At 40.4% G+C, this 12986-nt stretch carries 13 protein-coding genes; 4 read left to right on the forward strand and 9 right to left on the reverse strand.

Annotated features, from left to right (window positions below; genetic code table 11):
* Positions 1-38: 38 nt before the first annotated feature.
* From DPV95_RS03005 to trmB, 9 genes are all read right to left on the reverse strand, one after another.
* Positions 39-677: a NapC/NirT family cytochrome c gene (locus DPV95_RS03005; protein WP_005696808.1), complete on the reverse strand. Its 639-nt coding sequence runs from the start codon at positions 675-677 to the stop codon at positions 39-41.
* Between the two features lie 11 nt (positions 678-688).
* Complete coding sequence (locus DPV95_RS03010) at positions 689-1117, reverse strand: nitrate reductase cytochrome c-type subunit (protein WP_049363255.1); 429 nt, start codon at positions 1115-1117, stop codon at positions 689-691.
* 21 nt (positions 1118-1138) lie between these two features.
* Positions 1139-2029, reverse strand: a complete 891-nt coding sequence (gene napH, locus DPV95_RS03015; RefSeq protein ID WP_070583007.1) for a quinol dehydrogenase ferredoxin subunit NapH — start codon at positions 2027-2029, stop codon at positions 1139-1141.
* Positions 2029-2934 carry a ferredoxin-type protein NapG gene (napG, locus tag DPV95_RS03020; RefSeq protein ID WP_049365641.1) on the reverse strand — a complete coding sequence of 302 codons (906 nt, stop codon included), beginning with the start codon at positions 2932-2934 and terminating at the stop codon, positions 2029-2031. The genes napH and napG overlap by 1 nt, the downstream gene beginning before the upstream one ends.
* 116 nt (positions 2935-3050) lie before the next feature.
* Positions 3051-5537, reverse strand: coding sequence for a nitrate reductase catalytic subunit NapA (gene napA, locus DPV95_RS03025; protein WP_111406627.1), 2487 nt, complete (start codon positions 5535-5537; stop codon positions 3051-3053).
* A gap of 63 nt (positions 5538-5600) precedes the next feature.
* Entirely contained in the window at positions 5601-5864 is a 264-nt protein-coding gene (locus DPV95_RS03030; RefSeq protein WP_005699783.1) for a chaperone NapD, read from the reverse strand.
* Entirely contained in the window at positions 5851-6393 is a 543-nt protein-coding gene (gene napF / locus DPV95_RS03035) for a ferredoxin-type protein NapF (protein ID WP_111304365.1), read from the reverse strand. Before napF ends, DPV95_RS03030 begins: the two co-directional genes overlap by 14 nt.
* Positions 6394-6615: 222 nt before the next feature.
* Positions 6616-6957: a YggL family protein gene (locus DPV95_RS03040; protein WP_111304366.1), complete on the reverse strand. Its 342-nt coding sequence runs from the start codon at positions 6955-6957 to the stop codon at positions 6616-6618.
* Between the two features lie 48 nt (positions 6958-7005).
* A complete protein-coding gene (gene trmB / locus DPV95_RS03045) occupies positions 7006-7752 on the reverse strand; it encodes a tRNA (guanosine(46)-N7)-methyltransferase TrmB (RefSeq protein ID WP_111304367.1) in 747 nt (248 codons plus the stop codon).
* 113 nt (positions 7753-7865) lie between these two features.
* Here trmB and priA point away from each other — a divergent pair, with 113 nt between their 5' ends.
* The 4 genes from priA to acrA all read left to right on the forward strand — a co-directional run bounded on the left by priA (position 7866) and on the right by acrA (position 12980).
* Positions 7866-10055 (forward strand): primosomal protein N', encoded by a 2190-nt coding sequence (gene priA / locus DPV95_RS03050; protein WP_111406628.1) that lies wholly within the window; start codon positions 7866-7868, stop codon positions 10053-10055.
* Between the two features lie 99 nt (positions 10056-10154).
* Positions 10155-11018 carry a cell division protein FtsN gene (gene ftsN / locus DPV95_RS03055; protein WP_111406629.1) on the forward strand — a complete coding sequence of 288 codons (864 nt, stop codon included), beginning with the start codon at positions 10155-10157 and terminating at the stop codon, positions 11016-11018.
* A 156-nt stretch (positions 11019-11174) separates the two neighbouring features.
* Entirely contained in the window at positions 11175-11753 is a 579-nt protein-coding gene (locus DPV95_RS03060; protein WP_111406630.1) for a TetR/AcrR family transcriptional regulator, read from the forward strand.
* Between the two features lie 30 nt (positions 11754-11783).
* Positions 11784-12980, forward strand: coding sequence for a multidrug efflux RND transporter periplasmic adaptor subunit AcrA (gene acrA, locus DPV95_RS03065; RefSeq protein WP_111406631.1), 1197 nt, complete (start codon positions 11784-11786; stop codon positions 12978-12980).
* The last annotated feature ends 6 nt before the right edge of the window (positions 12981-12986 follow it).

The raw sequence follows: 12986 nt of genomic DNA on the forward strand, positions 1-12986 counted from the left end.
ACTCAAAATGAGTGCCGATTTATTATTTTGCTATAAGATTATTTAGCATCTTTGTTATCAGCAGGTTTTTCATTTGCTTTTAACATATCCGCAGGAATAAAGCTTTGTTGTACTTTTTCCATGTGTGGAAGGTTATGCGCAATACCTTTGTGACAATCGATACAGGTTTTGTTTTGTTCCTGTGCAAGAGCATGCATTTGTTGTGCCACAGTTTTTTGTTGAGTAAAGTCCATGTCATTGAAGTTATGGCAGTTACGGCACTCTTGTGAGTTATTCGCTTTCATACGCGCCCATTCGCGTTCAGCCATTTCTAAACGATGTTTTTCGAATTTTTCTTTAGTATCGACTTTACCTGTAAAGTGAGCATAAACTTCAGTCGATGCCTGCATTTTACGAACCATTTTTGGAATGAATTCATGTGGAACGTGACAGTCTGAACAAATTGCTTTCACACCTGAACGGTTACTAAAGTGGATTGACGCTTGGTACTCAGGTACAACGTCATTAGTATGACAGTCTGAACAGAATTGCTCTGTATTAGTTGTCGCCATTCCAGCATTAAACAGGTTAGTGCCAACGATAGTACCAATGATAGTTAATAAAATAACCCCACCAATTGCCATTTTGCTCGGAGAGCGTAACCAACGGCAAACTTTCTGAATGCTTGATTTAATCATGGTTTAGCTCCTTATTTACCTTGCATTTGACGAATAGTTTCAAATTTATTTTGAATAATTGGATTCACGTCAGTTTGTTGAACGTGGCATTGTAAACAGAAATAACGACGTGGCGAAGTGCCTTCTGTTTTTTGTCCATCACGTGTTAAGAAATGGCTTTCAGGTACGCGAGGTGCACCCGTTGTCGGTGCAACATCCGGAGAGTGACAGCCTAAACATTGGTTAGCATTTTTAGTCACTTGTAAACCACGAATGCTGTGTGGAACAAGTGGTGGTTGGTGAGGGAAGGTTACAGGAATATTACCAACATCTTTATAAGGATTCGTAAATGCTGGTGCAACACTTTCTGCTGTTTTATCAATGCTGTTTGCAACTTGCGGTGCATCAGCAAATGCCAATCCACTACATAAAGCCAGCATGAAAATAAATGATTTTTTCATGAAATCCACTCCATTAAATAATTAAATATTTTTAATTTTTATTTGTTTCTCAAAACGAGAGCCAAATGTAAATACATTTTCTGCGCAAACGTCAATACAGCGTCCACAAGTAATACAATCTTTTGCCAATATAATTTGGCTATCTTCAGGTCCACCATGTAAAGGAAGTCTTAATACTTGCGGCTCTGGGCAAACATTATAACAGTCCATACAGCGGTCACAGCGATCGCGATCGACTACATTAATTTTTATCAGGCTTTTAGCACCAATGACACCATATATCGCACCAATTGGACAAAGGTGACCACACCAGCCATGCTCAGCAACAAGTAAGTCAAATAAAAAGATGACTGTAACCAACCAAAGGGTTGCGCCTGTTCCAAAGACAAAGATACGTCCAAGTGCCGCGACAGGATTTATCCACTCCCATAAGAGCGTACCCGTTATTGCACTACCAACTAAAATGACGGCTAAAATCACATAGCGAAGTTGACGTGAAATTTTTAATGATTGTCGAATACCTAATTTTCTACGTAACCAAGCTGCAGCATCAGTCACAATATTCATTGGGCAAACCCAACTACAAAAGGCTTTGCTCGCAACAATGGCGTAGAATATGACAATCACTAAGGCACCAATAATCGTTGTGATTTCTGGTAGGTAACCTGTCGCTAAACTTTCAGCGGTAATCAATGGATCTGTCAATGGCACAGTATCCAAAAGCATGCTTGAGCTGTAATTGCCTTTTAAAATCCAAACTTGCCAAATCGGGCCACTTAAGAACATTAAAATAATACTTAATTGACTGATTCGACGTAGAATTAAAAAGCGATAAGCATGCCACCAACCGAGTTTTTGGCGAGCTTCTAAGCCTGCATCTTTAGGCTTATTCGGGGTATATTTTTCAGCCATTATTTAACCCCCTTAATGTTTAAGTCCAGATTTGGGAATTGCTCTGCTTCCGGAACTGTTGTTGGATTTGGTACATAATCCATTGTTGCACGGTTTGGTGTTGCAACTTTTTGGTTCGGTTGAACTTGCATTGGCTGATAAACCGGCTCATGTGAGCCTTCCGGCATACGAGCATCCATTGCTGGACGTAAGCCATCTGGATGTTGCTCCTCAATTAAGGATTTTCCGGCGTTTTGTTTTTCTTTCCAGCCTAAGCGATAGTGGCGACCGAGTAGTCCTTTGGCGATATCCATTGGTAAGACTTTAATTGCCGCTTCTTCTAATACACAAGCTTGTTCGCATTTACCGCATCCGGTGCAAGCATCAGAGTGAACAGTTGGAATAAGCTTTGCATGAATCCCTGTACGATCATTGTGGATACGTTCAAGTGTAATCGCTTTATCTACTAATGGACAAACGCGGTAACACACATCACAACGCAACCCCTGCCAGTTAAGACAAGTTTCATGGTCTAGCAATACTGCTAACCCCATTCTCGCATCATTGATGTCTTTAAGTTCCTCACTTAATGCGCCACTTGGACAAGCATTCATACATGGAATATCCGGACACATTTCGCAAGGTTTATCCCGAGCGATAAAATAAGGTGTGCCAGCTTCCATTGGTGAAATCAGCGAAGCTAAATGCAACATATCATATGGACACGCTTGGACGCATTGTCCGCAACGGGTACAAGCTGCCAAGAAATCCTTTTCCGGTAAAGCACCAGGTGGGCGTAAGGCGATTCCTTCTTTAGCTTTAGCTTGTTGTTGCTGTAAGCCAAGAATAATACCAACCCCACACACTCCGGCAGCCGTTCTTGTCACATTTTTTAAAAACTGACGACGGTTAGGATCAAGTCTCATCTGCGTTTCCTTTTATAAGCGGCCCGATTTTGTGAAAATATTGCAAAATTTGACCGCTCTTATTTTAAATTCCCTTCTCTTTAAAGAGAGGAGCGACTAGAAACAAAAGGAAAATCCTACGCTTTTTCCACTTTTACCGCACATTTTTTGAAGTCGGTTTCACCTGAAATTGGATCGGTTGCATCCAATGTTAATTTGTTAGCAAGCTGACCCGCATCAAAGAAGGTGGTGTAAATTAAGCCCTGAGGACATTTGTTACGACCACGGGTATCTAAGTAAGAAACCATTTCACCACGACGTGTAATTAATTTCACTTTATCCCCATGACGTAAGCCATATTTTTTCGCATCCGCTGGGTGCATCCAAACTAAGTTATTCGGGAACGCACGGTGTAATTCAGGTACACGACGAGTCATGGTACCGGTATGCCAGTGTTCAAGTACACGACCAGTACATAACCATAATGGATATTCTTCATCTGGTGATTCTGCAGGGTCTTCATAAGGCACACCTAAGATAATTGCTTTTTTATCCGGATAACCGTAGAACGCAACATCTTCGCCTGCTTTAACGTACGGGTCAAAGCCTTCACGGTAACGCCATAAGGTTTCTTTACCGTCAACAACCGGCCAACGTAAACCACGTACTTGGTGGTAAGTATCAAATGGTGCTAAGTCATGGCCATGACCACGACCAAAGCTTGCGTATTCTTCGAATAAGCCTTTTTGTAGGTAGTAACCAAAGTGATCTGCTTCATCATTGATGTATCCTGGAACATCCGTTGGTACTTTATATTTGTTTACTTCACCATTCTCGTAAAGTACTTCATATAAAGTCTTACCACGATATTCTGGCATTTGAGCTAATAATTCTTCGCCCCATACTTCATCTGTTTTGAAGTATTTAGAGAATTCCACAATTTGCCATAAGTCAGAACGAGACTCACCAGGACCTTTCACTTGTTGACGCCATAATTGGGTACGACGTTCTGCGTTACCATAGCCCCCTTCTTTTTCTACCCACATACAAGTAGGGAGAATTAGGTCTGCTGCAACTGCAGAAACGGATGGGTAAGGGTCTGAAACAACGATGAAGTTTTCAGGGTTACGCCAACCAGGGAAAATTTCGTCGTTAATGTTTGGACCACCTTGCATATTGTTGGTACAAAGTTGCCATAAGAAGTTTAATTTACCATCTTTTAATGCACGGCTTTGTTGTACAGCTGCGTATCCAGGTACAGTTGGAATGGTACCTTTTGGTAATTTCCATTTTTTCTCAGCGATTTCAACGTGTTTAGGATTGGTTACCACCATATCCGCAGGTAAACGGTGAACGAAAGTACCGACTTCGCGTGCAGTACCACAAGCTGAAGGTTGACCAGTTAATGAGAACGGACCACAACCTGGTTTAGAAATTTTACCGGTTAATAAGTGGACGTTATAGATCATGTGGTTAACCCATACACCACGAGTGTGTTGGTTAAAGCCCATTGTCCAGTAAGACACTAAGTTCTGTTCTGGATCGGCGTACATTTTCGCGAGGGTTTCAAGCTGATCTTTTGGTACACCAGAAATACGATGAGCTTCGTCTAATGTATAAGGTGCAACGATTTTCTTGAATTCTTCGAAGTCAGAGTCATACATTTTACCTGCAGTTTTACGGTTTTTCGCTGCAACTTCAAGTGGGTGTTCTGGACGTAGACCATAACCGATATCAGTTTCACCACGTTTGAATTTAGTATGTTTATTAACGAAGTCCCAGTTTACTTTATCGTTTTGGATAATGTAGTTTGCGATGTAGTTAAGGATTGCAAGGTCTGAATGTGGATTAAACACGATAGGCACATCAGCTAATTCAAACGAACGGTGTTCGAATGTTGACATAACCACCACTTTCACATTATCAGAAGAAAGACGACGGTCAGAAATACGAGACCATAAAATAGGGTGCATTTCTGCCATGTTCGAACCCCAAAGCACAAACGCATCAGTTTTTTCGATGTCGTTATAGCAGCCCATAGGTTCATCCATACCAAATGTACGCATAAACGCAACCGCTGCAGATGCCATACAGTGACGAGCATTCGGGTCGATAGTGTTAGAACGGAAACCAGCTTTCCAAAGTTTTACTTTTGCGTAACCTTCGTAGATGGTTGTTTGACCTGAAGAGAACATACCAACTGAATTTGGTTCTTTTTTCTTCAAGATGTCTTTAATTTTTTCCGCCATGATAGTGAAAGCTTGATCCCAAGAAACTGGTGTAAAGTCACCTTCTTTATGGAATTTACCATCTTTCATACGTAATAACGGAGTTTGTACACGGTCTGCACCGTACATGATTTTAGAAAGGAAGTAACCTTTGATACAGTTTAAACCACGGTTTACCTCTGCATCTGGGTCACCTTGAGTTGCGACAACTCGACCATCTTTGGTTCCTACCAATACGCTACATCCTGTACCACAGAAACGACATGGCGCTTTATCCCATTTGATGCCCATATCTTCTGCCGCATCAACCTGTTTAACAGGGATGGTCATACCAGCAGCCGCTGCAGCTGCAAGTGCAGCGTTGGCTTTCATAAAATCTCTACGATTAAGTTCCATAGTTTTCCCCACTCGTTGTTGAATTTTTTAGAATATACAAAATGGCATGTATACCTAAATTATTTATTTTTCATCTAAGTAATTAGAAATTAAAGACACGACAATTACTCCTGGGATATCTTTAATTTCATCCATAAGATCCGCTAAAGCTAATTGACGGTTACTTTCAAGGGTAACCACCAATTTGCCTTCTTCAGATTTTTCACCATGAATTTCAGCACCTGAAATAGCTAAAATAGCTTCTTTGACTTGGCTGAGTTTTTCAGGTCTGGCTTGCACAACAATACTGCATACATACCAGTTTTCATTTTCGCTAAATTGACTCATCTGTATTTGTTTCAAAATTAAGAATTTTTATTGCTTTTGTCGGGCAAACACTTAGGCAAGCGCCACAACCATTACAGCTTTCTAAATCCAATACGGGTTTTGCTACGCCACCAAGTTGTAATCGAAAACGGATGGCATTCATCGGACAGCTATCTTGGCAACTTCGACATTCCACTCGATTTTCGGTTAGGCACTGCGTTGTAATCTCAACTTTATGTGCCCAAGGCTCTTCTTCTAATGAAAGAAAAATCGGTTGTTCGCAGACTAAAACACATTTTTGGCAGAAAGTGCATTCGCCTTTGTCAAATTGTATTTCAGGAAAGCCGCCATCGCCTTTTACGATAATTTGGGTTTCGCATACCAGTATGCAATCACCGCATCGAGTACATTTATCTGTAAAGTCTGCTTCGTTTACCGACCAAGGTGGACGTATAGCATTAATACCTTGAATTTTAGCGCTTTCAGAATGTAACGATTGCAAAAACTGCCCACGTAATAACTGTCTGCGAGAAGGGTTCTCAATCGCCATATTTTTCTTTAAAATTCGGTATTTTCAGGGGGTGCATTATCTAGTTCTAATGATAAAATAGTAACTACCTAAAAGGAGTAATTTTTAAAAAATATACACTTTTATTGAGTTAGATCAAGGATATTTTTAAAATATGTTATTAATGTAAATAAATTGTTAAGAAATAAGTGAAAATGATTATTAAAAAGGGCGGAAAGCCCGCCCTTAAAAATATTTAAAACATTATGCGTTTTTGGTTGGGTAATCCCACCAAATATCGAATAATTCGCTGATTTCGATTTGTTGTAATTTATTTTCTTCTAACCATTTTTTCACTAATTGACGATGGCTTTCATCACATTTACCGATTTTCTCTAAGCAAACTAAGCCTTCCCAATGTAAATAGCCGCTACCTTCATAAGCTAAGCCGTTTGGTTGAATCACTTCAGCAATAAAACGATCAACGGTTTCATCGATAGTTTCGATGCTGGTGTCTTCAGCAAATTGCCAATTCACTAAAAAGCCCAATTCTTGGAACTCTGCTAAGTGAAGTTTTTTACGTTGACGTTGATTACGAGTTGTCATTTCAATGTTCTCCTATGTTAAGGTAATGGGTATAGTCATCATTGATAATCATTTTTTCTTAAAGTATAAATCCCATACGCCGTGACCTAAGCGATGGCCGCGTGCCTCAAATTTTGTGAGAGGGCGGAAATCAGGACGTGGAATATAATCTTGTTCGGCAGTATTGATTAAGTTTTCATTCGCTGAAAGCACTTCGAGCATTTGTTCCGCATAGTTTTCCCAATCTGTTGCCATATGAATAAAGCCATTGGGTTGTAATTTTTGCACGACTTGTTCCACAAAGTGCGGTTGAACAATACGACGTTTATGATGTTTTGCTTTATGCCAAGGGTCAGGGAAGAAAAGCTGTAAACCGCCCAATTCTCCATCTTTCACACAATCACGTAAAATTTCAGTAGCATCATGGCAAATCACGCGAAGGTTTCTCACGCCTTTTTCTACTGCATAAGCAATACAGGCTCCCACACCAGGCGTGTGCACTTCAATACCGAGATAATTTTTATCAGGATTCGCTTCCGCCATATCTACTAAAGATTTACCCATCCCGAATCCAATTTCTAATATAACGGGATTGGTATTGCCATAAATCACGGCAAAATCAAAAGGGGCGTTTTGATAATCTAATCCAAGATCAGCCCAGTGATCGTTCATCATATTTTTTTGAAAATCACTTAAGCGACCTGTCCGCAACACAAAGCTACGAACTTTACGTTTATAACGACCATCTTCTGTAAATTCAGCCGTTTCAACGGTTTTACGTTTTTGATCAGCAAAGGTTTTTTGCTCTTCTGTCATGGTTTTTATTCGCTCAATTAAAATTGGCGGCGATTATACACTAAAAGGCAAGGTTGCGGGATTTTTCCACCTAATTCCCGTATAATAGCGAAAATTTTTAATTGTTTTTTGTTATGAATATTGTCCGAGTTGCATTAGCCGTACCGCTTCCCCGATTTTTTGATTATCTCTATTCGCCAGACTTGATGCTAATCGTTGGTGGACGCGTGTTGGTGCCTTTTGGTTCGCAAAAACGAGTCGGGATCGTGGTGGATTTGCCCGCTTCTTCGGATGTCGCAAAAGAAAAGTTAAAACCGATTATTGATGTACTTGATGCTGAATCACTTTTTAATTCCACAACTTGGGATTGGTTAGCTTGGTCGGCTAATTATTATCGTGCAGCATTAGGCGATGTGTTGTTTCAAGCGTTGCCAGTCAAACTCCGCAATGGAGAAAGTGCGGTTAAAAATGACCGCACTTTTTGGCGTATTACGGACCTTGGAAAACAAGCGTTAGAATCGGGTGAATTAAAACGCGCCAAAAAACAAATTGAAGCCTTAAATTTATTGCTAACGCAAGATTTAGAAAAAGGTAACAATGAAATCAGTTCCGCAATTTGGTCAGCCTTAAAGGGCAAAGATTATGTGGAAGAGATTATTGTGACTACTGAACAAAAAAGTTGGCAACAAGCTCTAGGGGATAATCCTTTAGTTAATCTTGATAATCGATTCATCTTAAATAAGCAACAAGCCCTCGCATTTAGCCAGTTGCTTTTCCAAGAAGGCTTTAATGTGTGGTTGTTAGAAGGGGTGACCGGTTCGGGCAAAACTGAGATCTATCTGCAGTATATTGAGGAAGTTTTAAAGAAAGGCAAACAGGTTTTAGTGCTTGTTCCTGAAATTGGACTTACCCCTCAGACCGTGAGACGTTTCCAAGCTCGCTTTAATGTGGAAATTGATGTATTGCATTCCAACTTGAATGATACACAGCGCTTAAATGTTTGGGAACGTGCAAGAACAGGGCAAAGTGCAATCGTGATAGGGACGAGATCGGCACTTTTTACCCAGTTTTCAGATCTTGGCTTAATCATTTTAGATGAGGAACATGACGGCTCGTTTAAACAGCAAGATGGTTGGCGTTATCATGCGAGAGATTTAGGTATTGTTTTAGCGCAAAAACTCAATATTCCTATTTTGTTAGGTTCTGCGACTCCAAGTTTGGAAAGTGTGAATAACGTACAAAATGGCAAATACCATCATTTGGTGCTATCAAAAAGGGCTGGAAATGCGACCGCACTTCGCCAGTTTGTGATTGATTTAAAACATCAACGAATTCAAAACGGCTTATCCGAGCCGCTATTGAAACGTATGCAAGAACACTTAGAAAAAGGCAACCAAGTATTGTTATTCCTTAATCGACGTGGATTTGCGCCTGTGTTGTTATGTCATGAATGTGGCTGGATTGATGAATGTCATCATTGCGAAAAACCTTATACTTATCACCAACATCAGCGTGTTTTACGCTGCCATCATTGTGGCGCACAAAAAACAGTGCCGATGCAATGTGGTCATTGTGGTTCAACGCATTTAGTCACAACGGGGTTAGGCACTGAACAACTGGAGGAAACCCTAAAAGCACGTTTCCCACAATATAATATTGCTCGTATCGATCGTGATAGCACAGCACGAAAAGGCAAGCTTGAAGGTTATTTAGAGGATATTCAGCAAGGTAAAAGTCAGATTTTAATTGGCACCCAAATGTTAGCCAAAGGACACCATTTCCCGAATGTCACTTTGGTTGCTTTAGTGAATGTTGATAATGCCTTGTTTTCCCTTGATTTCAGAGCCGAAGAGCGTTTAGCACAGCTTTATGTTCAAGTGGCGGGGCGCTCAGGCAGAGCAGAAAAACAGGGGGAAGTGGTTTTGCAGACGCATTATCCGGATCACCCGTTATTAACCACATTACTTGAAAAAGGTTATCAAGCCTTTGCAGAAGAAACCTTGAAGCTACGTCATAATATGGGCTTGCCTCCATTTAGTTTCCAAGCGTTGTTTAAAGCACAATGTCGTCATTCTGAAGAGGCGGAAAATGCATTGTCGCAATTGGCCTCTTTCTTCTATGAACAAAAAATTGAAGGTTTGCAAGTGTTGGGTCCAATTCCTGCTCCGTTCAGCAAAAAAGCAGGGCAGTATCGTTGGCAGTTATTATTACAACATGCCTCTCGGAAACAATTACAGACAGCATTGAGTCGATATTCACCAGAGCTGATAAAGTCTTCTCAAGTGCGGTTGATTTTAGACGTAGATCCATTGGATTTGAGTTAGCAAAAATTCCCTAGAAAAATGCACGACTTTTCAGTAGAATTAAGAGTTTTGTATACTCAAAGTTTAAGTTTAATTTATCGAATATTTTAGGATTTTATCGTGGCTCATCGAGATTTTGCCGGTCGAAGCGGCTCAAAGAATAAAAAGAAAGCAAAGAAAAGTTTTAATCGTAATACCTTAATTGGTCTTGCATTGGTCGTGGTATTGGGATTTGGTTTAGGGCTTTACTTCTTAAAAAACAAAACACCTGAACCTGTAGTTGCGACGACGGTCCAACCAGAAAAAACACAACCGAAAAGTGTGTTGCCAAATCGTCCTGAAGAAGTGTGGCACTACATTAAAGAATTAGAAACCCGCACAGTGCCAGTGGACAATAATCCCTCTTCTGTTGAAAAAAATATGCGTTTGACGGAAGAACAACGTCAAGTGCTGATTCAGATGGAAAAAGAGCAAAAAGCAGCAGAAGAAGCGAAAAAATTAGAAGCTCAACGTAAAGAGCAAGAAGCAGCGAATGCAGAAAAAGCCGTAGCTCAAGCACAACAAGCTCAACCAACACAGACAGCTCAAGCTCAGCCAGCTCAACAAACAGCAAAACCAGAAGCGAAAAATCCTGAGCCAGTTAAAAAGCCTGAACCGCCGAAAAAAGCGGAAGTGGTAAAAGCTGAACCGGTAAAAACAGAACCCGCTAAAACGGAGCAACCGAAAAAAGTAGAACCTAAACCCGCTGAACAGCAAGTACAGGCTGGCGGTAAAAAATTTGGTTTACAATGTGGTGCATTTAAAAATCGTGCACAGGCAGAAAGCTTACAAGGTCGTCTTGCGATGGCAGGCGTAAATGCACAAATTGCGACAAGTGAAGAATGGAACCGCGTACGTGTAGGACCATTTGGTAGTCGAGATGCAGCAACAGCAGCACAAGATAAAGCAAAATCAGTAGCGAGTTGCGTTGTGATTGGAATGTAATTCAGAGTTTAAAAGTGCGGTTAAAAATAACCGCACTTTTTTTATATTTTCACTTGCCAAAAAACGAAAAATCAATAAAATGAACATTCATTCATTTTTGATGTTCATCTTAAATGACCTTTCTCATATATAACCCTAAGAATTTAATTTTTTATTATGCGACAAGTAAAAGCCTCTAAAACGAAGCTTGATGTCAGCGAGCAGATCTTTGATGCAACAGATCGTCTTATGGCAAAAGAAGGATTACATTATCTTTCTATGCATAAGTTAGCCAAGGAAGCTGGCATCGCAGCGGGTACGATTTATCTTTATTTTAAGAGTAAAGACGAGTTATTAGCACAATTTGCTCGTCGAGTGTTCAATAAGTTTGCTGTGGCGATTGAAGAAGGTTTTGATGAAAGCCAATCTTTTTTCGAGCAATACAGAAAAATGTGGTGGAATATTTGGCATTTTCTTCAAGAAAATCCAACGATTCTGTTAAACATGAACCAATATCGATCTTTACCAGAGTTTATTGAAACCTGCAAAGAAATGGAGCATTCGTGTTGGGATCAGTTTTGTCTCAAGGGACAAGCCGCAAATGTGTTAGCTGATTTAGATCCTCACATGTTATTTTTGCTGAGTCTTAAAACGGCAATAGTTTTAGCCTCAGATATCAAGTTTCTCGGTACGGCAGTAACCGATGCGATGTTAGAATCTGTCATTGAACGCTCTTGGCGTGCAATTCAGAAGTAGTCATTTTATTGTCTTAATGGAGTTTTCCAAATGAGTATAACTCAAACTAATAGACCAAAGCGTTCACACGTTTTCTTTTTGAAATTAGCGTTAGGCGTATTTGTGTTAATTTTTGCAGCAATGATTTTTCTTAATCAAATGAAGGCAAAAGGCATTGCTGATTTCTTGGCAAATAAACCAGAAACAGCCTCTCCTGTGACTGCAATGACAGTTAAGGCTTCAGAATGGACGCCAATCATTGAAACGACAGGTCTTGTTCGTCCAAATCAAGGGGCGATGTTAAGCGCTCAAAGTGCAGGAACGGTGTCTAAAGTGCTCGTACAAAATGGTCAGAGCGTGAAAAAAGGGGATTTGTTAGTTGAGTTAGATAGCTCAGTTGAGCGTGCAAGCTTACAAGCCGCACAAGCTCAGGTGGTGTCATTACGTCAAACTTATCAACGTTATGCAAATCTTGCGGGCAGTGGGGCAGTTTCTCGTCAAGAATTAGATAATGCAAAAGCAGCTTATGAAGCACAAGCGGCAAATATTGAATCATTAAAAGCAACCATTGAACGTCGCCAAATCGTGGCACCATTTGATGGTAAAGCGGGTATTGTAAAAGTAAATGTCGGTCAATACGTTTCAAACGGTGCTGAGATTGTGCGTGTTGAAGATCGTTCTTCCATGAAAGTAGATTTTGCCATTGCGCAAAATCTATTAGATAAATTGCATATCGGTCAAAAAGTAACGGCTACCGCAGATGCGCGTAAAGGTGAAACTTTTGCCGCAAAAGTTACAGCAATTGAACCGGCAATTAATTCTTCAACCGGTTTAGTGGATGTTCAAGCAACATTTGAGCCGGAAGATGGTGCAAAATTATTATCCGGTATGTTTACTCGATTAAATGTCGCGTTACCAACTGAACATAACCAAATCGTCGTGCCGCAAGTAGCGGTGAGCTACAACATGTATGGCGAATCGCTTTATATTTTGACCGCACTTTCCGATGAAGATATTGAGAAATTAGGCGGCGCAGAAAAAGCAGCAAATATGTACCGTGCAAAATCAATCACTGTATTTACGAAAGATCGTCAAGGTATTTATGCACAATTAAAAGGCGATGAAGTTAAAGTCGGCGATAAAATTGTGACCGGCGGTCAGCAAAACTTAAGTAACGGTGCATTAGTCTCTGTTGCAGATAAAGCGGGCGTAGGTACTGAACAACCTGCGAATAAAACGAATCTTTAATTAGGA

Origin of the sequence: Haemophilus parainfluenzae (assembly GCF_003252755.1) — a bacterium.
GTDB classification, from domain to species: domain Bacteria; phylum Pseudomonadota; class Gammaproteobacteria; order Enterobacterales; family Pasteurellaceae; genus Haemophilus_D; species Haemophilus_D parainfluenzae_N.